The organism is Streptomyces sp. PSU-S4-23 (assembly GCF_055632315.1).
In genome coordinates this window covers 5054387-5074865 of record NZ_JBVMUU010000002.1, presented here as the reverse complement: position 1 = coordinate 5074865, position 20479 = coordinate 5054387, and the positions used below count along the sequence as shown (strand labels likewise).

Genomic DNA, 20479 nt, shown 5'->3' with positions numbered 1-20479 from the left:
TCACGCTCCCGTGGCGACGAGGAGGGCGGCCACCGCCAGGACGAGGGTGCCGGCGAGCAACGCGCTCACATAGGTCTGCACATTGCCGGTCTGGGCGCGTCGCACGGCCGCGCCGAGCAGGCGGGGCAGGGCGGCCGCGCCGCGTACATAGGTCTCGATGACCTCGCGGTCCAGGAACCGGACCAGGCTCGCTCCGGCTCTGACCGGGCGGACGAAGAGCGCCTCGTACACCGCGTCCAGGTGGAAGCCGACGGCCGCATGGCGGTGCAGCGGGCCGAGCAGGAGGCGGCCCGGGTCAGCCGGGTCCGCTGTGTAGGCCACGCCGCCGTACGCCGGCGCATGGGTCGCGATGGCCTCGGCCTCCACGGCACCGGCGCCCCCCTCGGGGTGGGCGGCGACCGCGCCCAGTGCCGCACGGCCCGCGAGCGCGGTGGTGTGGCGCCAGGCGGCGTATGTCACGAGCGCGCCGGTCAGGGCGAGACCGGTGCCGAGAACGGAGGTTGTCAGCGTCGGTGTCAGATCGCCGCCGTCGAACCAGTCGGGCAGAACGCGGTACGTGAGTCCGAACGCGAGCGATGGCACGGCGAGCACCCACAGCACGGTGTTCATGACGAGAGGCTGTCTGCCGTGGTCGGGGGCCTCGGCGCCGTGGCCGCGGAAGGCCAGCAACCACAGGCGGCACGCGTACGCGGCGGTGAGCAGAGCCGTGGCCAGACCGACGACGAGGACGACCCAGCCGGCGGCGCCGGGTGCGTGTTCGGTGTGGCCGGTGGCGACACGCTCGGCGGCACCGAGGACGGACTCCTTGGAGAAGAAGCCGGCGAACGGCGGGATCGCGGCGAGCGCGAGGAGCGCCACGGTCATCGTCCAGTAGGCGTCGGGAACACGGACGCGCAGGTCCTTCATGCGGGACATGGCGGCCAGCGAGTTGGTGCCGGCGGCATGGATGATCACGCCGGCGGCGAGGAACAGCAGCGCCTTGAAGGCGCCATGGGCGAGGAGGTGGAAGACGGCGGCACCGCGGTCGCCGACGGCGAGGGCGCCGGTCATGTAGCCGAGCTGGCCGATCGTCGAGTAGGCGAGGACACGCTTGATGTCGTCCTGGGCGAGCGCGGCGAGCGCCGAGCCGGCCATCGTGACGGCGGCCATGACGGCGAGGACCACCATCGCGGCGGAGGACGCCTCGAAGACCGGGAGGAGACGGGCGATGAAGTAGACACCGGCGGCGACCATCGTCGCGGCGTGGATCAGTGCCGAGACGGGGGTGGGGCCCGCCATCGCGTCGGGAAGCCAGGTGTGCAGCGGGAACTGCGCCGACTTGCCCGCCACTCCGGCCAGGAGCAGCAGGGCGACAAGGGTCGGGTGATGCAGTCCGCCGGTCGCGACGGCCCCCAGCACCTTCGTGATGCGGAAGGAGCCCGCATCGGTGCCGAGGGCGAACAGCCCGATGAGGAAGGGGACATCGCCGAGCTTGGTGACCAGGAACGCCTTGATGGACGCGGCACGGGCCTCGGGCGTCTCCCAGTAGTGGCCGACCAGGAAGTACGAGCAGATGCCCATCACTTCCCAGCCGACCAGCAGCACGATCAGATCACCGGAGTAGACGACCAGGAGCATCGCGGAGCTGAACAGGGAGACGAGAGCCGCGTAGGAGGGATACCGCGGATCGTCGTGCAGGTAGCCCGTCGAGTAGATCTGCACACAGGTGGCGACGACGCCGACCAGGACGGCGACGAGGGCCGCGAAGCCGTCGATGTGCAGGGCCAGCTCGATGGGGACCGAGCCGGTGGGGGTGAGCTCGGTGGCCGAGTCGACGGCGCGGCCACCGCCCTGGCGCGCGGCGACCAGCACGGCCACCACGAGCGACGCGAACGTCGGCAGGACGGCGAGCGGGCGGACGAAGCCGGGGGCCGTGCGGCCGAGCAGCAGGCCGGCCGAGGCGCCCAGGAACGGAAGGAGAGGAACGAGGACGGCGAGGGTGGTCGTGGTCACGCGGTGGCCTCAGCCTTCTCGGCCGCAGGGGTGTCGCCTTCACGGCCCTCGGCGGTGTCGCGGAGTCTGTCGATGTCGGAGGTGCCCCGGTTGCGGTAGACGGCGAGGACGATCGCGAGGCCGATGCCGATCTCGGCGGCGGCGATGGCGATGGTGAACAGGGTCAGGGCCTGGCCGGAGTGCAGGGTTTCGCTGGCGGCCCTGCTGAGCCACACGTCGAAGGCGACGAGGTTGAGGTTGACGGCGTTGAGCATCAGCTCGACCGACATCAGGACGAGGATCGCGTTGCGGCGGGCGAGGACGCCGTACAGGCCCGTGCAGAAGAGGAGGGCGGAGAGCACGGCGGGATAGACGAGGTGCATCAGCGGACGCCCTCCTTGTCGCTGCGGCCGCCCGGGACGGCCGCGGCGGCGGGGGCGGTGGTCGCCGCGTCCGCTTTCCTCTTGCGGGAGAGGACGATGGCGCCGACCAGAGCGGCAAGCAGGAGGACGGAGAGGGCCTCGAAGGGGAGGACCCAGTTCTGGAACAGGCTCGCGCCGGTGACCTTCGTGGAGCCGGAGGCGGGGCCGTCGAGGTCGATCCAGGTCGTGCGGAAGGCGTCGACGACCACCCAGACCAGGGCGGTCGCGGCGGCGACGGCCACGGTGAGGGCGGCCCAGCGGTTGCCGGAGTCCGCATCCGGGGAGCGGCCGATGGGCGCCTTGGTGAGCATGAGACCGAAGAGGAGGAGGACGACCACGGAACCCACGTAGATGAGGACCTGCATCCAGGCGATGAACTCGGCGGTGAGCAGGAGGTACTCGACGGCCAGCCCGCCGAGGGCGCCCACGAGCCACAGGGCCGCGTGCACCAGTTGCTTGGTGGTCACGGTCACCAGCGCGGCGCCGAAGGTGACCAGGCCGACGAGCAGGAAGGCGACCTCGACGCCGGTCGGCGAGAGGAAACCGTGCGTCCCGGCGGCCGTGGCCGTGGACAGTACGGCGGAGGCAGGGCTCATGACTCTCCCTCCTGCGGGTCGGTCGGTTCGGCCTGGGTGGCGGCCAGCTTCTCGGCGGTCTTGCGGGCGGCGGCCATTTCCTTCGGCTCCTCGGCGCCCGGGTCGATGGCGGGCGGGGCGGGCACCGTCCACATCCACTCGCGGAGCTTGTCGCGTTCGTGGGTGAGGTCGCGGATGTCGGTCTCGGCGTACTCGAACTCCGGGGACCAGAACAGGGCGTCGAAGGGGCACACCTCGATGCAGATACCGCAGTACATGCAGAGGGAGAAGTCGATGGCGAAGCGGTCCAGGACGTTGCGGCTGCGCTCACGGCCGCCGGGGGTGGCGGGCGGCACCGTCTCCTTGTGGGAGTCGATGTAGATGCACCAGTCCGGGCACTCACGGGCGCACAGCATGCAGACCGTGCAGTTCTCCTCGAAGAGGCCGATGACGCCACGGCTGCGGGGCGGGAGGTCGGGCTGGGTGTCCGGGTACTGCTCGGTGACGGACCTCTTCGTCATGGTGCGGAGGGTGACGGCCAGGCCCTTGGCCAGACCGGAGCCGGGGATCGACAGGCGGGACCGTCCGGAGGGCGTCGTTGCGGGGCGCCGGCCCGGCGAGGGGCGGGACATCAGGAGATCACCACCTTGACGATGCCGGTGAGGGCGATCTGGGCGAGGGAGAGGGGGACGAGGAGCGTCCAGGAGAGTTTCTGGAGCTGGTCCTCGCGCAGGCGCGGGTAGGTGACCCGCAGCCAGATGACGACGAAGGCGAGGAGCGCGGTCTTCAGCAGCGTCCAGAGCCAGCCGAGCCCCTCGGCGCCCCACGGGCCGTGCCAGCCGCCCAGGAACAGGACGGTGGTCAGACCGCACAGGACGACGATTCCGGCGTACTCGGCGAGGAGGAACAGGGCGAAGCGGAGACCGGTGTACTCGGTGTACGCACCGAAGATGATCTCCGAGTCGGCCACGGGCATGTCGAAGGGCGGCCGCTGCAGCTCGGCGAGGCCGGCGACGAAGAAGACGATCGCGCCGACGATCTGCCAGGGCAGCCACCACCACTCGAAGGCGCCGACGATGCCCGGCAGTGAGACGGTGCCCGCCGCCATCGCCACAGAGGCGGCGGCGAGCAGCATCGGAAGTTCGTAGGCGAGGAGCTGGGCCGCGGTGCGCAGGCCGCCGAGGAGGGAGAACTTGTTGGCGGAGGCCCAGCCGGCCATGAGGGAGCCGAGGACGCCGACGCCCATCACGGCCAGGACGAAGAAGATGCCCGCGTCGATGACCTGACCGACGGCGCCCTCGCCGGGGCCGATCGGGATCGCGAGGAGCACGAGCAGATACGGGAGGAGCGCGACGGCGGGGGCCATCTGGAAGATACGGCGGTCCGCGCCCGCGGGGACGATGTCCTCCTTCTGCGCGAACTTCACGCCGTCGGCGACGAGCTGCGCCCAGCCGTGGAACCCGCCGGCGTACATCGGGCCGAGGCGGCCCTGCATGTGCGCCATGACCTTGTGTTCGGTCTGGCCCACGATCAGGGGGAAGGTGAGGAAGACGACGAAGACCACGAGGAGTCGCAGGGCGACGTCGAGTGCGCCATTCACTGCGTGCCTCCGGTGGAATCGTCGGGGGTGGCGGTCTCGTCCCGAGTGGCGGCCGCGTCAGAGGGGCCGGGACCGGGGGGTTCAGCGTCGCCGGGGTGGCCTTCACCATGCCTGCGGGATTCGCCGGGGCTGCGGGCTTCGCCGGTGTCGGCGGCTTCACGGGGACCGGCTTCACGGCCGGCCGCGCCCGGCTCGGCTCCGGTCCCGGCTCCGGCTCCGGTCCCGTCTGCGGTCTCCGCCCCGGCCGCCGGTTCCGGGCCCTGGCCCTGGCCCTGGCCCTGGCCCTGGCCGGGAGAGGGTTCGGGCTCGTCGAAGGCCGGGCGGGCGTGGTGCCAGGGCGCGTCCGAGCTGCTCGGTGCGGTGCGAGGCGCGGGGGCCGTGCCCTCTGCCGCCGGAGCGGCCGCACGTTGGGAGGCGGAGCCCTCGGACGCACTGCGCGCACGCCGCGGCCCGGCCGGAGCCGGGGCCCCCGCGCCGGCCGCCGCCCCGCGCTGCGAGGCCGAGCCTTCCGACGCGCTGCGCGCACGCCGCGGCGCGCCCGGAGCGGTCTCCGTGGTGGCGCCCTCGGCCGGAGCCTGGCTCGCCGAGCCCTCGGCCGCCGTGCGGGTGCGGCGGACCGGGCGTTCGCCCGCGGCGCGGCCCGCGGCGCGGGCCGGGCGGGCCGGAGCCGGCGGAAGCTGGCCCTTGAGGGGACCCCACTCGTTGGGGTCGGGGACACCCGGGGGCAGCATCTGGCGACGCTTGGGGCCGCCGTGGTCGGACTCCCCCGGTTCCTTGGCGCCGGGCCATGCCTTGGCGACTCGGGCCGCCAGCACGAAGTCCTTGCGCAGGGGGTGGCCCTCGAAGCTCTCGGGCAGGAGCAGGTGCTCCAGCCCCGGGTGGCCCTCGAAGGTCACGCCGAACATCTCGTGGGTTTCGCGTTCGTGCCAGGCGGCGCCCGCGTAGACCGCCACGGCGGAGGGGAGGACCGGGGCATCGTGCGGGACCGTCGTACGCAGGAGGAGACGGCGGACCGGGGACAGGGCCACCACGTGGGCCGAGACGCGCAGGCCCGTGCCCGGCTCGTCGACCGCGCTCAGCCAGTCGAAGTAGGTGCAGCCCAGGTCGTCGCGTGCGGCCCGGAGCGCCGCGGTCCAGGCCGTCGGCGGCACATCGACCGTCAGGACCGCGTACGACTCCTCGGCCACGGCCTCGGGGCCGAAGAGCTCCTCGGCCGGTGCCGGCAGCCAGCCCACCCCGGTCATCGTCCCTCCCCCGAAGCCGGGCCCGGGCCCACCGTGGAACCGGTCTCCGGGGCGGGAGCCGCGGACGGCGGCCGTACCAGGCCGCTCTGCAGGGCGGAGGTGGAGGGCCGCGACGAGCCGAACCGCTCCCCGAGCGACTCGCGGGCGATCTTCTCCTGGAGCTTGAGGATGCCCTGGAGCAGCGCCTCCGGCCGCGGCGGGCAGCCGGGAACGTAGACGTCCACCGGGATGATCTGGTCGACGCCCTTCGTGACGGAGTACGAGTCCCAGTAGGGGCCACCGCAGTTCGAGCACGCGCCGAAGGAGATGACGTACTTCGGCTCGGGCATCTGCTCGTACAGGCGTTTGACGGCTGGGGCCATCTTGTCCGTGACCGTGCCGGAGACGACCATCAGGTCCGCCTGGCGCGGACCGGGCGCGAACGGGATGACTCCGAGGCGGATGAAGTCGTGGCGGGCCATCGACGCGGCGATGAACTCGATCGCGCAGCAGGCGAGGCCGAAGTTGAACACCCACAGCGAGTAGCGGCGGCCCCAGTTCAGGACCACCTTCATCGGCTCGGGGGCCAGGCGGGCGAGCGTGCCGAGCCGCTTCGGTTCCGGCAGCGGCACCGCCTCGGCGGCCGAGGGGGTCGAGGGGTTCACGTCCATGCCAGGACGCCCTTCTTGTAGGCGTACAGCAGCCCCACGGCCAGGAAGCCGAGGAAGACGAACATCTCCACGAGCGTGGTCGCGCCGTACCGGGGATCGGCGAAGACCGTCGCCCACGGGAAGAGGAAGATCGAGTCGACCGCGAAGATCACGTACAGGAACGCATAGACGTAGTACCGGACCTGCGTGTGGGCCCAGCCCTCGCCGACGGGGTCGACGCCGCATTCGTACGTCAGGAGTTTCTCGGGGGTGGGCACGACCGGGCGCAGGAGGCGGCTCGCGCCGAAGGCCACGGCGACGAAGAGCACGCCGACGACGGCGAGCAGCCCGACGACGGAGTAGGAGTGGAAGTAGCCGGACGCGAGGACGTTCCCGGGGGTCACCACGCCTCCGGTCCCCATGCTCCCGGTTCCCACGCTTCCAGTCTCCGCGCTCCCGGTCTCCGCCATGACAGCGACGGCGGTCGGATCCGGCACGTCAGCTCCTCGCTCCCTGACCTCGTGACCCTGGTGAACCTTGTGTTCGACGATCTGTACGCACGGGAGTCTAGGCCCTCCTAAAGAAAGCGTAAGCAGCCCGTCACGCGTGGGGCAGTCGGATCCCGCGAGGGTGGGGTTTGCCCCAGTGATCCCCCGGAGGTCCGCCTCATGGCGCCGGGCCGCGCCACGCGGCAGGCTGGCGGACATGACCGAACGAGGCTGGCGGAAATGACCGAACGCATCACGGGCTCCGGCACCCGGGGCGGCGACAGCCCGCCTCCCGCGCGATTCGCCCTGGACGGGCACACCTGGCGGGAGATCGCGTATCTGCTCGCAAATCTCCCGATGTCGCTGATCGGGTTCGTCTACGCGGTGACGGTGCTGTCCACGGGGGCCGGGCTGACCGTGACCGTGATCGGCCTCCCGGTCCTGGCTGCGGGGCTGCTGGGCGCGCGGCAGTTGGGCAAGTGGGAGCGGGCACGGGCCAGGGCGCTGCTCGGTGTGCGGGTGGAGGAGCCGAGCCCGCTGCCGTTGCACCGGACCGGCGGTGTCTTCCCGCGGCTGTGGATGGCGCTGAGAGACCCGGTGGGCTGGAGGACGGTCCTGTACCACTCCATACGGCTGCCCTGGGGGATCCTCACCTTCACGGTGACGCTCGTGTCGCTGTTCCTCCTGTGGCCGGTCCTGCCGTTCATCGCCCGCGGGCTGACCCATGGGGACCGTGCGATGGTGCGCGGTCTGCTGTCCCCCTCCGACGAGCTGGAGCGGCGCATCGCCGAACTGGAATCCGACCGCGGGGTGGTCGTGGACACGGCGGCGGCAGATTTGCGGCGTATCGAGCGCGATCTGCATGACGGTGCGCAGGCCCGGCTGGTGAACCTGGCGATGGGCCTCGGGCTGGCCAAGGAGAAGCTGCTCGAGGACCCCGACTCGGCGGCCGCGATGGTCGAGGAGGCGCACGGCGAGGTGAAGCTGGCCCTTCAGGAGCTGCGGGACCTCGCGCGCGGCATCCATCCGGCGATCCTCACCGACCGCGGTCTGGACGCCGCCCTGTCATCGGTGGCCGCGCGCTGCACGGTGCCGGTGAAGGTGACCGTGGACCTCCGGGCGAGGCCGGCCGCGGCGATCGAGGGCATCGCCTATTTCACGGTGTCCGAGCTGCTGCAGAACATCAGCAAGCACAGCGGGGCCAGAACCGCCACCGTCGACGTGTGGCGCGCGGACGAGCGGCTGCTCATGCAGGTACGGGACGACGGCCGTGGCGGCGCCCGCCTCGACGCAGGCAGCGGCATGGCGGGGCTCGCGGAGCGGCTGGGCGCGGTCGACGGCCTGTTCGTCGTCGACTCGCCGGTGGGCGGGCCCACGACGATCACGGCGGAGCTGCCGTGGCGGGAGCGGGGGGACGACGTCCGGCGTCCGGTGCACGGCGGACGGTAGGGGCGCGTGACGCCCTGCCCGGGCACGCGGGGGTAGGGAAAACCCCCGGTCGAAGACGCCGACCCGCTCCATGGCTCGGTCGGCCCGGGGCCAGCAGAGTGGAGGTACGAGCCGGGGCCGGCCGAGCAGGCAGGCCGCGCCGGGACGGACGACGAGGGGAACGGACGACGCCGATGGCCACGCGGTACGGGCAGGGGTACGGAGAGTGGGACGGCCCTGCATTCCAGGGCGCCCGGGGGCGGACGCACCGGCTTCCTGCCGCTCTGCGGGCGCCGGTCGAGGGGCGCAGCTGGAAGGAGTTCTGCTATCTGCTGCTGAGCCTGCCGATCGGGATCATGATGTTCACCTACAGCGTGACGATGTTCTCGCTCGGGGCCGGGCTCCTGGTGACGTTCGTCGGGATTCCGCTGCTCGCGGCGGCGCTCGCCGGTTGCCGCGGGTTCGGGGCGCTGGAGCGGGTGCGGGCGCGGGCGCTGCTGGGGCTGGAGGTGGCCGACCCGGAGTCGGTGCCGGTGCGGCGGGGCGGGCCCATGGGGTGGGTCTGGGCGGTGCTCAAGAGCGGGACGTCGTGGCGGCACATGCTGTACACGGTGGTGCAGTTCCCCTGGGCCACCTTCTCCTTCTCCGTGGGGGTGAGCCTCTGGGCGACCGGGTGGGCGCTGCTGACGTACCCGCTGTGGTTCTGGGTCTTCCCCGTGTACGCCGGTCAGGGCGGAATACAGCTGTACGGCGACGAGACCCACCACATCTACCTCGACAACCCGTTCGAGATCACGGTGACCGCGCTGGTGGGTCTGCTGTTCACCCTGGCCACGCCGTGGATCGTGCGGGGATTGACGACGGTGGACCGGCTGCTGGTGCACGGGCTGCTCGGACCGTCGCGGCTGGCGACGCGGGTGGTGGAGCTGGAGTCGGACCGTGGGGTCGTGGTCGACACAGCGGCGGCGGATCTGCGGCGCATAGAACGGGATCTGCACGACGGGGCGCAGGCCCGGCTGGTGGCGTTGGCCATGGATCTCGGTCTGGCGAAGGAGAAGCTGGCGGAGGATCCGCAGGCGGCTGCGCGGATGGTGGACGAGGCGCACGGCGAGGTGAAGACGGCGCTTCAGGAGCTGCGGGACCTCGCGCGCGGGATCCATCCGGCGGTGCTGACGGACCGGGGGCTGGACGCGGCGCTGTCGGCGGTGGCGTCGCGGTGCACCGTCCCGGTGCAGGTGGATGTGGATCTGCCGTCGCGGCCGGCGCCGGCGATCGAGGGGATCGCGTACTTCACGGTGTCGGAGCTGTTGCAGAACGTCAGCAAGCACGCCCGGGCGTCGCGGGCGTCGGTGGATGTGTGGCGGGTGGACGACAGGCTGCTGCTGCAGGTGTCGGACGACGGAGTGGGAGGTGCGGACGCCTCCGGCGGGTCGGGACTGGCCGGGCTGGCGGGGCGGCTCGACGCGGTGGACGGGATCCTGGTCGTCGACTCGCCGGCCGGGGGGCCGACCCGGATCACCGCCGAACTGCCGTGGCGGTCGGCCTGACGACCCCCACGTGCACTGCCTGCCCCTGAACGCCCTGGGCGGTCACCCCCGGCGGCGCGGCTGTCCCCCTGCTCGTCCGTCGGCCGGGGCAGCCGCAGAGGGCCGGCGTGCAGAACATGCGGGTACGACACCGGGAGCGGTCTCCCCCACGCTCCGAACCCCCTCCTCCCTTCCCTTCCCCTCCCCGGCGGCGCTCGCACAGGACACACCGGGGTTATCCACAGGCCCGGTGAGCGTTCGGGGATCGCGCGATACTGAGGTGCCGAAGAGGCGGCAGGACGACCGGCCGCCGAAGACACCGCCGGACGCACAGGACGCACGGCCTGAAAAGGAAGGCTCGGGGGGCCGAGGATCGTGGAGGACAGGGTGCGGGTGGTCATCGCCGAGGATTCAGTGCTGCTCAGGGAGGGCCTGACCCGGCTGTTGACAGACCGCGGGCATGACGTCGTCGCCGGTGTCGGGGACGGGGAAGCACTCATCAAGACCATCACCGAGCTGGCGGACCGCGGCGAATTGCCCGATGTCGTCGTCGCCGACGTGCGGATGCCGCCGACGCACACGGACGAGGGAGTCCGGGCCGCGGTGCGCCTGCGCAAGGCGCACCCCGGGATCGGTGTGCTCGTGCTGTCGCAGTACGTGGAGGAGCGGTATGCCACCGAGCTGCTGGCGGGTTCCAGCCGCGGCGTCGGCTATCTGCTCAAGGACCGGGTCGCCGAGGTGCGTGAGTTCGTGGACGCCGTGGTGCGGGTGGCCCGGGGAGGGACCGCGCTGGACCCCGAGGTGGTTGCACAGCTGCTCGGGCGCAGCCGCAAGCAGGACGTGCTCGCCGCGCTCACCCCGCGGGAGCGGGAGGTCCTGGGGCTGATGGCCGAGGGGCGCACCAACTCCGCGATCGCCCGGCAGCTCGTCGTGAGCGACGGAGCCGTCGAGAAGCACGTCAGCAATATCTTCCTGAAGCTCGGTCTGTCCCAGAGTGACGGGGATCACCGGCGTGTTCTGGCCGTTCTCACCTACCTCAACTCATGATCGGCTGACACTGTGTCAGACAGCGGGGCGGCGACGTCCGGGGGCCGGCCGCCCGGCAGGGCCTCGACGGCCTCCACCGAGGCCCCGGAGCCGTCCGGCACCGAGCCACCAGAACCGAAGGACGAGCAGGGAGCGTCTTCCGAAGCAGCGTCGGGGGGCGGGCACATCATCACAAGTCAGGGCGCCGATTCGTCTCACCTTCGTGTCCATCATGCGAACGGCCGAGGGAAGGCGACCCTTACCGACGTAGGGTTGATCCTGGGAAGGCCGGTGGGACGGCCGACCCCAGACAGCCGCCTCGAGGGAGGTCCAGTTCAGTGACCAGCCAGGTCAGCAGTCCAGCGGAGCAGGCGGACGGAGCCGTCGTAGGAGAACAGCGCAAACCGGCGGGCGCGAAGGACGTACACAAGCTCGACCGGGTGATCATCCGGTTCGCGGGTGACTCCGGTGACGGTATGCAGCTCACCGGTGACCGTTTCACCTCCGAGACGGCGTCCTTCGGCAACGACCTGTCCACGCTGCCGAACTTCCCCGCCGAGATCCGCGCTCCCGCCGGCACCCTGCCGGGCGTCTCCTCCTTCCAGCTGCACTTCGCCGACCACGACATCCTCACCCCCGGCGACGCCCCGAACGTCCTGGTCGCGATGAACCCGGCCGCACTGAAGGCGAACGTCGCCGACCTGCCACGCGGCGCGGAGATCATCGTCAACACCGACGAGTTCACCAAACGCGCGCTGCAGAAGGTCGGCTACGACACCAGCCCGCTCCAGGACGGCTCACTGGAGGGCTACCACGTCCACCCCGTGCCGCTGACCACACTGACCGTGGAGGCACTCAAGGACTTCGACCTGACCCGCAAGGAAGCCGAACGCAGCAAGAACATGTTCGCGCTGGGCCTGCTGTCGTGGATGTACCACCGGCCCACCGAGGGCACCGAAGCGTTCCTGCAGTCCAAGTTCGCCAGGAAACCCGACATCGCGGCGGCGAACATCGCCGCCTTCCGGGCCGGCTGGAACTTCGGCGAGACCACCGAGGACTTCGCCGTCTCCTACGAGGTCGCCCCGGCCGCGAAGGCCTTCCCGGTGGGCACCTACCGCAACATCTCCGGCAACCTGGCCCTGGCCTACGGCCTGATCGCCGCCTCCCGGCAGGCGGACCTGCCCCTGTTCCTGGGCTCCTACCCCATCACCCCCGCCTCCGACATCCTGCACGAACTGTCCCGGCACAAGAACTTCGGTGTGCGCACCTTCCAGGCCGAGGACGAGATCGCCGGGATCGGCGCGGCGCTGGGCGCCGCCTTCGGCGGCTCGCTGGCGGTGACCACCACCTCCGGCCCCGGTGTGGCACTCAAGAGCGAGACGATCGGGCTGGCGGTCTCCCTGGAGCTGCCGCTGCTGGTGGTCGACATCCAGCGCGGCGGACCCTCCACCGGACTGCCCACCAAGACCGAGCAGGCCGACCTGCTGCAGGCGATGTACGGCCGCAACGGCGAGGCCCCCGTACCCGTCGTCGCACCCCGCACCCCGGCCGACTGCTTCCAGGCCGCACTGGAGGCCGCACGGATCGCACTGACCTACCGCACCCCCGTCTTCCTGCTGTCCGACGGCTACCTGGCCAACGGCTCCGAGCCCTGGCGCATCCCCGAACCGGAGGAGCTGCCGGACCTGCGGGTGCAGTTCGCCACCAGCCCCAACCACACCCTGGACGACGGCACCGAGGTGTTCTGGCCCTACAAACGCGACCCGCACACCCGCGCCCGCCCCTGGGCCATCCCCGGCACCCCCGGCCTGGAACACCGCATCGGCGGCATCGAGAAGCAGGACGGCAGCGGCAACATCTCCTACGACCCCGCCAACCACGACCTGATGGTCCGCACCCGCCAGGCCAAGATCGACGGCATCCAGGTCCCCGACCTCACCGTCGACGACCCCGACCAGGCCCGCACACTCGTCCTGGGCTGGGGCTCGACCTACGGCCCCATCACCGCGGCGGTCCGCAGACTACGCACCACCCAGACCCCCATCGCCCAGGCCCACCTGCGCCACATCAACCCCTTCCCCCCCAACCTCGGCGAAGTCCTGGCACGCTACGACAAGGTCGTCATCCCCGAGATGAACCTCGGCCAGCTCGCCACCCTCATCCGCGCGAAATACCTGGTCGACGCCCACTCCTACAACCAGGTCAACGGCATGCCGTTCAAGGCGGAACAACTCGCCACGGCGCTGAAGGAGGCCATCGATGCCTGATGCGACCCAGGAAGGCACGGACACGATCGAGGCGCTCTCCCTCGTCCCCAAGGCCGAGGCCCGCCAGTCCATGAAGGACTTCAAGTCCGACCAGGAAGTGCGGTGGTGCCCCGGCTGCGGCGACTACGCGATCCTCGCCGCCGTCCAGGGCTTCATGCCCCAGCTCGGCCTGGCCCGGGAGAACGTCGTCTTCGTCTCCGGCATCGGCTGCTCCTCCCGCTTCCCGTACTACATGAACACCTACGGGATGCACTCCATCCACGGCCGCGCCCCCGCCATCGCCACCGGACTGGCCACCTCACGCCGCGACCTGTCCGTATGGGTCGTCACCGGCGACGGCGACGCCCTCTCCATCGGCGGCAACCACCTCATCCACGCCCTGCGCCGCAACGTCAACCTCAAGATCCTGCTCTTCAACAACCGCATCTACGGCCTGACCAAGGGCCAGTACTCCCCCACCTCCGAACTCGGCAAGATCACCAAGTCGACCCCGATGGGCTCGCTGGACGCACCCTTCAACCCGGTGTCACTGGCCATCGGCGCCGAAGCCTCCTTCGTCGCCCGCACCATCGACTCCGACCGCAAACACCTCACCGAGGTCCTGCGCCAAGCCGCCGCCCACCCCGGCACCGCCCTGGTGGAGATCTACCAGAACTGCAACATCTTCAACGACGGCGCCTTCGACCCCCTCAAGGACAAGCAGACCGCCGACGAAGCCGTCATCCGCCTCGAACACGGACAGCCCATCCGCTTCGGCACCGACCACACACACGGCGTCGTCCGCGACCCACACACCGGCGACCTGAACGTCGTCACCATCACCCCGGACAACGAGGCCGACATCCTCGTCCACGACGCCCACAACCCCAGCCCCACCACCGCCTTCGCCCTCTCCCGCCTGGCCGACCCCGACACCCTCCACCGCACCCCCATCGGCGTCTTCCGCTCCGTCGACCGGCCCGTCTACGACACTCTCATGGCCGACCAACTCGACACCGCCATCGAGCACAACGGCAAGGGCGACCTCGCCGCCCTCCTCACCGGCAACGACACCTGGACCGTGGTCGGCTAGTCGACGACCGGACCGCCGCCGGGGACACCACCCGGTCCACTGGGCCCGGGCGCGGACGCCCGGGCCTCGTCGTATGCGCGGCGGGCCCTCTCCACGTCGTCCATCCGCCGCTCGGTCCACAGCGCCAGTTCCTTCACCTGGGCGGCGGCCTCGCGGCCCAGTTCGGTGAGGGAGTAGTCGACGCGCGGCGGGATCACGGGCCGGGCGTCCCGGTGGACCAGGCCGTCGCGCTCCAGCGTCTGCAGCGTCTGCGCCAGCATCTTCTCGCTGACCCTGCCGATCGCGCGGCGCAGTTCGCTGAAGCGGTGCCGGCGCTCCAGCAGTGCGATGAGGACGAGGACGCCCCAGCGGCTGGTGACATGCTCCAGGACCAGGCGGTGCGGGCACATCGCCTCGCCGTTGGCGTTCGCAGCGGCTCCCAGGGTACTTACGCTCATGCCTGTACCTTACTTCAAAGTGGGTACTTTCGATGAGTTAGCGCAGCTCCTAGGGTGAGCGGAAGAACCAGCCCACGAGGAGTTTTCATCATGAGCATCGTCGTCACCGGAGCCACCGGGCACCTTGGCGGTCACGTCATCGAGCAGCTGCTGGAGAAGGTTCCGGCCGACCGGGTCACCGCCGTCGTGCGCAACCCGGAGAAGGCCTCCGGCCTGGCGGCGCGGGGCGTGCGGATCGCGGTCGCCGACTACGACGCCCCCGAGACCTTCGACGGCGTCTTCTCCGCGGGCGACAAGGTGCTGCTGGTCTCCAGCAGTGAGGTGGGCCGGGACCGGGTCGCCCAGCACCGGGCCGCCCTCGACGCCGCCAGGGCCGCCGGCGTCGCACTCCTCGCCTACACCAGTGGTCCCGGCGGTCTCACGGCCGCTCTGGCCGACGACCACCGGGGCACCGAGGAGGCGATCGTGGCCTCGGGCCTGCCCTATGTGCTGCTGCGCAACAACTTCTACCACGAGGTCTACACCGAGCAGCTCGCCCCCGTCCTGGAGCACGGGACGGTCGTCCAGGCGGCCGGCGAGGGCCGACTCGCCACGGCCGCACGGGCCGACTACGCGGCGGCCGCCGTCGCGGTGCTGACCGGAGAGGGCCACGAGAACACGACCTACGAGCTGAGCGGCGACACGGCGTGGAGCTTCGCCGAGTACGCCGCCGAGCTGAGCCGGCAGACCGGCAGGCAGATCCCCTACACCCCCGTCCCGGTCGACGTCTACACCGGCATCCTGACCGGCGTCGGCATGCCCGAGCCGCTCGCCGTCGTCTTCGCCGGCGTCGACGCGGCCATCGAGCGGGGCGAGCTGGCCGTCACCACCGGCGACCTGTCCCGTCTGACCGGCCGGCCCACTACCCCGATCGCCGACGCGATCGCCGCCGCGCTCAAGGAGTGATCCCGCCCGCCGGCCCCTCGGGCATCCCCGCGCGCATCCCCGTGAGCACCCCCGCGGCCCCGCCTGTCATGACCGTATGGCGATACGGGTATGACAGGCGGGGGCCCTCGGCGCTACCTTCGTGGAGGCTGCAGCAAGCAGCCGCGTGAGAAGGAGGGGCCCGTGACCGGGAAGTCGAAGGGTGAGCGGCGAACAGGTCTGCTGAACGGCTTCGCGGCGTACGGGATGTGGGGGCTCGTCCCCCTGTTCTGGCCCCTGCTGAAGCCCGCCGGGGCGGTGGAGATCCTCGCCCACCGCATGGTCTGGTCGCTGGGCCTGGTCGCCCTGGCGCTGCTGGTGCTGCGGCGCTGGTCCTGGGCCGGGGAGCTGCTGCGGCAGCCGCGCAGGCTGGGGCTGATAGCCGTCGCGGCGGCGGTCATCACCGTCAACTGGGGCGTGTACATCTGGTCCGTCAACACCGGCCATGTGGTGGAGGCATCGCTCGGCTACTTCATCAATCCGCTCGTCACCATCGCGATGGGCGTGCTGATCCTGAAGGAACGACTGCGGCCGGCCCAGTGGGTGGCGGTCGCGGTCGGTCTCGCCGCCGTCCTCGTGCTGACCATCGGCTACGGCCGGCCGCCGTGGATCTCCCTCTGCCTGGCCTTCTCCTTCGCCACCTACGGTCTCGTGAAGAAGAAGGTCAACCTGGGCGGCCTGGAGTCGCTGGCGGCGGAGACCGCCGTGCAGTTCGTGCCCGCGCTGGTGTATCTGATGTGGCTCTCGGCGCGGGGCGACTCGACGTTCACCTCGCAGGGACCGGGGCACGCGGCGCTGCTCGCCGCCACCGGCCTGGTCACCGCCCTCCCCCTCGTCTGCTTCGGCGCGGCGGCGATCCGCGTGCCGCTGTCCACGATCGGCCTGCTCCAGTACCTGGCGCCGGTCTTCCAGTTCCTGCTGGGCATCCTCTACTTCCACGAGGCGATGCCGCCCGAGCGCTGGACGGGCTTCGCGCTGGTCTGGCTCGCCCTGTCGCTGCTGACCGGCGACGCACTGCGCACGGCCCGCCGCACGGCCCGCACGCTCAGGACCGGCGTCGGCGCTCCGGGCGCCGGCGTCCCCGCCCGGACGATGGGCGCCACGGCGCAGCGGGCGGACGGTGTGGCGGCGGGGACCGATCCGGTGGAAACCGCGCTGTAGGCGGGGAGAGCCCCGGGGGCGGGGGCCCGGCGGCCGAGGTCCCGGGCCCCTCGGCTCACTGCACGTAGGGCTGCTCGCCGGCGAGGGCGGTGCGGGCGCGTTCGGCGAGGCGGCCCATGCGGCCGCGGGCCCGCTCGAGCTGGTCCAGGTCCTCCGCGGCAGGGCCCTCGTCGGCGGTGAGTCCGGTCCACACGGTGATGAGGTCACGGCCGAGGTGCAGTCCCTGGACCGGGTCGCGGACGGCACGCCAGGCGGCCGCCGCGCTCTGCACATTGCCGTACGCGCCGCGCGGATCACCAAGGCGGTGGCGGATCCGGGCGAGGTCGAGCGACAGATGGAAGGAGCGCAGGGGGTCCCCGGCCAGATAGGCGATGTACGAGGTGAGTTCGCGCAGGCGCAGCACATCCGGGTGGTCCGTGCCGAGCGCGGCCGCGGACTCCGCGACGGCCCGCTCGGCCAGTCGGGCGGCCTCCTCGATGCGGCCCTGCTTCACGGCCGCGTTGATCCGGGCCATGGACTCCGCGAGCGGCCCGCCCGTGCCGCCCGTCCGCGCGGCCTCGGACTCGTCCCCGAGGACGGCCACGGCCACCGAGTCGAACTCCCGCACGGGCGGCTCCTTGGTCTCGTCCCCGTCCGCCTCGGCGTCCGCGATGGCCGACGGAAGCGGTGCGGGCCTGCGGCGGGGCTCCGGGCGGCGAACGGGGGCGGGGCGTGGAGCGGGGACGGGGTCCCCGTCCGCGTCGGCGGTGGGAGGCACGACCACTTCGGGATTCTGCACGGACGACGGTGCGGGCGTGGGCCAGGTGGGCGGCTTCGCCATGGCCGCGGACGCGTGCGGTGCGTCGGCGGCTGCAGGCGCGGGTGACGCGACGGGCCCGGCGGGCCCGGCGGGCGGCGGGACAGGCGTCGCCGGCGGCGGGCCGAACACTCCCGTCGGCGGCAGGACGGTGCCGGGGGCCGGCGGCTCGGGCATGGCCGTCTCCCGCGGCGGCAGCGGAACGCCGTCGCCCAGGGCGTCCGGCAGCACCTGGGCCGGGCCGGGAGTCGCGGTGATCAGCGCCGCCTGCTCGGGGACGGCGCGCAGGGCGAACGTGGCGACCGTGCCGCCGGGGCGGACCGGCGCCGCGTCCCGGCCGGTCCCGGCGGCCCCAGCGGCCCCAGCGGCCTCAACGGAACCGGAACCGGCGGCCCCAGCGGAACCGGCGGCCCCGATGGGCTCGATGGGTTCGATGGGTTCGATGGGCTGCGACGGCGACGGCGAGAGTGCGTCGGCCGCGGGCGCCGAGGTGTCCGGTGCGGGCGCGCGGTGTCCGGGCGTGCGGTCCCCGGCGGGTGCCCGTTCCGCAGTGGCGGCGGGGCCCGGCGCCTGCGGGTCGGGTACCGCTCGCAGCGGGAACGTCGGGGCCGTGGTGCCCGGGGCCGGCTTCTGGGTGTCCACCGCCCGCAGGACGTGCGTGGGCTTGTCGCGGCGCGGGCGCTGCGGCCCGGTCTCCGCTGGGGCCGGAACGGACGGCGCACCGCCCGCCGCGGGCCTCCCCTCGCCGGGCACACCGTCGACCGGCCAGGCGGGTGCCGCGACCGCCGGAGCCGGATCGTCGTCCTCGGCCGTCGCGGGGGCCACGGAGGTGCCGGTCCGGGCGACCGGTGCGGGCGCGGGACGTCCGCCGGGTCCCGCGGCCATGTACGGAAGCGCACCACCGGGCGCGGCCGCGCCCGGGTCCCCCGCCGGCGCACCGGCGGCGACCGGTGCGGGCGCCCCGACGCGCACCGGGTCCCCCGTGAACACGCTGGAGCCGTCGACGTACACCCGGATCGGCACGACGAAGCCGATCCGCTCGTCGTGGACCGTGGCGAGGACCGGGTGACCCGTGGCGAGCGCGAGGCGGTGCAGGTAGTTCAGAACGGCCTGCTGGACCGGCTCGCCCGGTTCCTCGACCACCGGCATCCCGCCCACGGTCGCCCCCGCACCCGGAACCCCGTCCCGCCCGGTAGCCGGCACCCGTACCTCGATCGGGGTCGGGCCGGAGTCCGCATCCGCCCGGGACGCGGCCCCCGCGGCGGAACGCGCCCGCTTCTGTTCGCGGCTGAGTCGAGACATCGTTCCCTCACTCGGGTCGGTCGGTCGAGGAAAGGGTGGCAGGAGCGGGGGAAGGAGCCGGCGCCGCGTCCCCCACGAAGAGCGCACTGGGGCCCAGCGTACGCAAGCCGCCCCGGACGCCGCCGACATCGTCCGCCCGGCCCGCCGCGGTTCCCGCAACCGGCGTGACCGCGGCGCCCGTTCGGCCTCCCGGGTGTCTTCCCACGGCACTCGCGTCCCCGCTCGGCATCGGCTCCCCTCGCTCTCCGGCTCCGGACATCCGTACGGAGACGTACGTACTCACCCGAGTGTCCCGCGCGCGGCCCCGGCCCGCGTCACCGCAGCGTCACAGCCTCGTCCCAGGTACCCATGCCCCGGTACCGGAGTCCCTCACCTTGCCGTGAAGATCGGGGGTGCGACGACCTACCGAGGAGAGTGGCGATGCAGGGGATCGCACAACAGGGGCCCGGCGGGCCCGAGATCTGGGTTCGCGGGCCGGTGGACGATGCCGGGCCGCGGCCGGAGGCGGCCCGGGGCGTCGCCGGACCTCGGCGGTTCTCCTGGGTGGCCACGCACGGCGGAGCCGGCACCTCCACGCTCGCCACGGTCTTCGGCGGATTCGACGCGGGCCGCGGCTGGCCGCTGCCCGAGCGGGGCGAACCCGCCTCGGTGCTCCTGGTCGCGCGGACACACGACACCGGTCTGCGGGCCGTCCTGCAGTCCCTCGACGTGTTCCGGCGCGGCGACGCGCCACCCGGCCTCGACCTCGACGCCATCGTGCTGGTCGCGGACGCGCCCGGCCGGCTGCCGCGGCAACTGGCCCAGCGCGTCCGGGTGATCGAGTCGATGATCGACGTCTACCGGGTGCCGTGGGTGCCGGCCTGGCGGATCGGGGACCTGAGCGGCCAGCCGCCCCGCGAGTGCGAGCCACTCGCCCGGCTGACCGGCGTGTTCACGTCGTCCGGCGGATGGCGGGGACCGCGGTGAGCATGCGCTGGACCGTGCACGGTGAGCGTTCTCTGTACGAGACCCCCTGGGTACGGCTGCGTGCGCTCGACGTCGAGCAGCCCGACGGGACGCGTGGCGACTACCACGTGGTCCGGCTGCGGGACGTGGCCGTCGCCGCCGCCGTCGACCGCGAGCGGCGCGTGCTGATGATGTGGCGCCATCGCTTCGTCACCGACACCTGGGGCTGGGAGCTGCCGATGGGCCTCGTGGAGGACGGCGAGGAGCCCGACGCGGCGGCGGGGCGCGAACTCGAGGAGGAGACGGGCTGGCGCGCGGGCTCGCTGCGGCCGCTCGTCCACGCCGAGCCCGCGGCCGGCATCACCGACGCCCGTCACCTCGTGTTCCGCACGGACGACGCCCGGCGGATCGGGGCACCGACCGAACGCAACGAATCGGACCGCCTGGAGTGGATTCCGCTCTCCCGGCTCGCCGGAATGATCGCGCGGCGGGAGATCGTCAGCAGTGCCACGCTCGTCGGCGTCATGGCCCTGCTGCTGGACATCAGCCCCTCGGCGGGCTGACCTGGGCACTTCATGAGATCTTCGCCGAGATCCGCACGGCACCCAGGGACTGCCGCAAAGTATC

General features: G+C 72.3%; 19 protein-coding genes. 9 read left to right on the top strand and 10 right to left on the bottom strand.

Features of this window, described 5'->3' with window-relative positions; genetic code table 11:
- The 8 genes from ACZ79I_RS23255 to ACZ79I_RS23220 form a co-directional block, all read right to left on the bottom strand.
- A complete protein-coding gene (locus ACZ79I_RS23255; RefSeq protein WP_471499417.1) occupies positions 1-1992 on the bottom strand; it encodes an NADH-quinone oxidoreductase subunit 5 family protein in 1992 nt (663 codons plus the stop codon).
- Positions 1989-2354, bottom strand: a complete 366-nt coding sequence (nuoK, locus tag ACZ79I_RS23250) for an NADH-quinone oxidoreductase subunit NuoK (protein ID WP_471499416.1) — start codon at positions 2352-2354, stop codon at positions 1989-1991. The genes ACZ79I_RS23255 and nuoK overlap by 4 nt, the downstream gene beginning before the upstream one ends.
- Positions 2354-2989 (bottom strand): NADH-quinone oxidoreductase subunit J family protein, encoded by a 636-nt coding sequence (locus ACZ79I_RS23245; RefSeq protein WP_471499415.1) that lies wholly within the window; start codon positions 2987-2989, stop codon positions 2354-2356. Before ACZ79I_RS23245 ends, nuoK begins: the two co-directional genes overlap by 1 nt.
- Complete coding sequence (locus ACZ79I_RS23240) at positions 2986-3489, bottom strand: 4Fe-4S binding protein (protein WP_471505163.1); 504 nt, start codon at positions 3487-3489, stop codon at positions 2986-2988. The genes ACZ79I_RS23245 and ACZ79I_RS23240 overlap by 4 nt, the downstream gene beginning before the upstream one ends.
- Positions 3490-3599: 110 nt before the next feature.
- Positions 3600-4568: a complex I subunit 1/NuoH family protein gene (locus ACZ79I_RS23235; RefSeq protein WP_471499414.1), complete on the bottom strand. Its 969-nt coding sequence runs from the start codon at positions 4566-4568 to the stop codon at positions 3600-3602.
- Positions 4565-5812, bottom strand: a complete 1248-nt coding sequence (locus tag ACZ79I_RS23230) for an NADH-quinone oxidoreductase subunit C (RefSeq protein ID WP_471499413.1) — start codon at positions 5810-5812, stop codon at positions 4565-4567. The genes ACZ79I_RS23235 and ACZ79I_RS23230 overlap by 4 nt, the downstream gene beginning before the upstream one ends.
- Positions 5809-6462 (bottom strand): NADH-quinone oxidoreductase subunit B, encoded by a 654-nt coding sequence (locus ACZ79I_RS23225; protein ID WP_471499412.1) that lies wholly within the window; start codon positions 6460-6462, stop codon positions 5809-5811. Before ACZ79I_RS23225 ends, ACZ79I_RS23230 begins: the two co-directional genes overlap by 4 nt.
- Positions 6453-6863, bottom strand: coding sequence for an NADH-quinone oxidoreductase subunit A (locus tag ACZ79I_RS23220; RefSeq protein ID WP_471505161.1), 411 nt, complete (start codon positions 6861-6863; stop codon positions 6453-6455). The genes ACZ79I_RS23225 and ACZ79I_RS23220 overlap by 10 nt, the downstream gene beginning before the upstream one ends.
- A 306-nt stretch (positions 6864-7169) precedes the next feature.
- On the opposite strand from ACZ79I_RS23220, the gene ACZ79I_RS23215 reads away from it, so the two are divergent.
- The 5 genes from ACZ79I_RS23215 to ACZ79I_RS23195 all read left to right on the top strand — a co-directional run bounded on the left by ACZ79I_RS23215 (position 7170) and on the right by ACZ79I_RS23195 (position 14248).
- Positions 7170-8378 carry a sensor histidine kinase gene (locus ACZ79I_RS23215; protein WP_471499411.1) on the top strand — a complete coding sequence of 403 codons (1209 nt, stop codon included), beginning with the start codon at positions 7170-7172 and terminating at the stop codon, positions 8376-8378.
- Positions 8379-8551: 173 nt separating this feature from the next.
- Positions 8552-9904 (top strand): sensor histidine kinase, encoded by a 1353-nt coding sequence (locus ACZ79I_RS23210; RefSeq protein ID WP_471499410.1) that lies wholly within the window; start codon positions 8552-8554, stop codon positions 9902-9904.
- Between the two features lie 366 nt (positions 9905-10270).
- Positions 10271-10930 (top strand): LuxR C-terminal-related transcriptional regulator, encoded by a 660-nt coding sequence (locus tag ACZ79I_RS23205; RefSeq protein WP_471505159.1) that lies wholly within the window; start codon positions 10271-10273, stop codon positions 10928-10930.
- A gap of 317 nt (positions 10931-11247) precedes the next feature.
- Positions 11248-13176, top strand: coding sequence for a 2-oxoacid:acceptor oxidoreductase subunit alpha (locus ACZ79I_RS23200; protein ID WP_471499409.1), 1929 nt, complete (start codon positions 11248-11250; stop codon positions 13174-13176).
- Positions 13169-14248 (top strand): 2-oxoacid:ferredoxin oxidoreductase subunit beta, encoded by a 1080-nt coding sequence (locus ACZ79I_RS23195; RefSeq protein ID WP_471499408.1) that lies wholly within the window; start codon positions 13169-13171, stop codon positions 14246-14248. The genes ACZ79I_RS23200 and ACZ79I_RS23195 overlap by 8 nt, the downstream gene beginning before the upstream one ends.
- On the opposite strand, the gene ACZ79I_RS23190 is transcribed toward ACZ79I_RS23195, so the two are convergent.
- Complete coding sequence (locus ACZ79I_RS23190) at positions 14245-14685, bottom strand: winged helix-turn-helix transcriptional regulator (RefSeq protein WP_471499407.1); 441 nt, start codon at positions 14683-14685, stop codon at positions 14245-14247. The genes ACZ79I_RS23195 and ACZ79I_RS23190 overlap by 4 nt on opposite strands.
- A gap of 90 nt (positions 14686-14775) precedes the next feature.
- Here ACZ79I_RS23190 and ACZ79I_RS23185 point away from each other — a divergent pair, with 90 nt between their 5' ends.
- Both ACZ79I_RS23185 and rarD read left to right on the top strand, forming a co-directional pair.
- A complete protein-coding gene (locus tag ACZ79I_RS23185; RefSeq protein WP_471499406.1) occupies positions 14776-15630 on the top strand; it encodes an SDR family oxidoreductase in 855 nt (284 codons plus the stop codon).
- A 162-nt stretch (positions 15631-15792) separates the two neighbouring features.
- Positions 15793-16809, top strand: a complete 1017-nt coding sequence (gene rarD, locus ACZ79I_RS23180) for an EamA family transporter RarD (protein WP_471499405.1) — start codon at positions 15793-15795, stop codon at positions 16807-16809.
- 55 nt (positions 16810-16864) lie between these two features.
- Here rarD and ACZ79I_RS23175 read toward each other — a convergent pair whose 3' ends face one another.
- Positions 16865-18754 (bottom strand): hypothetical protein, encoded by a 1890-nt coding sequence (locus ACZ79I_RS23175; protein ID WP_471499404.1) that lies wholly within the window; start codon positions 18752-18754, stop codon positions 16865-16867.
- A 573-nt stretch (positions 18755-19327) separates the two neighbouring features.
- Here ACZ79I_RS23175 and ACZ79I_RS23170 point away from each other — a divergent pair.
- The gene (locus ACZ79I_RS23170) at positions 19328-19873 is read left to right on the top strand and encodes a DUF6668 family protein (protein ID WP_471499403.1); all 546 of its coding nucleotides are present in this window, start codon (positions 19328-19330) and stop codon (positions 19871-19873) included.
- 2 nt (positions 19874-19875) lie between these two features.
- Positions 19876-20415 carry an NUDIX hydrolase gene (locus ACZ79I_RS23165; RefSeq protein WP_471505156.1) on the top strand — a complete coding sequence of 180 codons (540 nt, stop codon included), beginning with the start codon at positions 19876-19878 and terminating at the stop codon, positions 20413-20415.
- Positions 20416-20479 lie beyond the last annotated feature (64 nt).